1 protein-coding gene is annotated in these 628 nt (G+C 72.5%); it reads left to right on the forward strand.

The window, feature by feature from the left end; translation table 11 throughout:
- Positions 1-628, forward strand: a 628-nt coding sequence (locus tag EAO77_RS37385; protein ID WP_147992713.1) for an acyltransferase domain-containing protein, incomplete at both ends; no start/stop codon positions are given.

Consider the following 628-nt stretch of genomic DNA (forward strand, 5'->3'; position numbering starts at 1 on the left):
ACCGACGTCCTGCGCGGCACCCACGGCGCACCGTCCCTCGACCGCGTCGACGTCGTCCAACCCGCCCTGTGGGCCGTCATGATCGCCCTCGCCGACCTCTGGCGCGCCGCCGGCATCACCCCCGCCGCCGTCATAGGCCACTCCCAGGGCGAAATCGCCGCCGCCGCCGTCGCCGGCGCCCTCACCCTCGACGACGCAGCCCGCGTCACCGCCCTGCGCAGCCAGGCCATCGCCCGCCACCTCGCCGGCCACGGCGGCATGATGTCCGTCGCCCTCCCCGCCGACGACGTCCGCGCACAGATAGCGGCATGGGACGGACGCCTCTCCCTCGCCGCCGTCAACGGCCCCACCAACACCGTCGTCTCCGGCGACCCCGAAGCACTCCGCGAACTCCAGACCACCTGCCACAACAACGGCGTACGCGCCCGCATCATCCCCGTCGACTACGCCTCCCACTCCGCCCACGTCGAAACCATCCGGGACGAACTCCTCGACCTGCTCGCCCCCATCACACCCCGCACCGCCGACATCCCCTTCCACTCCACCGTCACCGGCGAACCCCTCGACACCACCCGCCTCGACGCCCACTACTGGTACACCAACCTCCGCGAAACCGTCCGCCTCGCCC

It is taken from the genome of Streptomyces sp. T39 (assembly GCF_008042045.1).
Classification (GTDB): Bacteria; Actinomycetota; Actinomycetes; order Streptomycetales; family Streptomycetaceae; genus Streptomyces.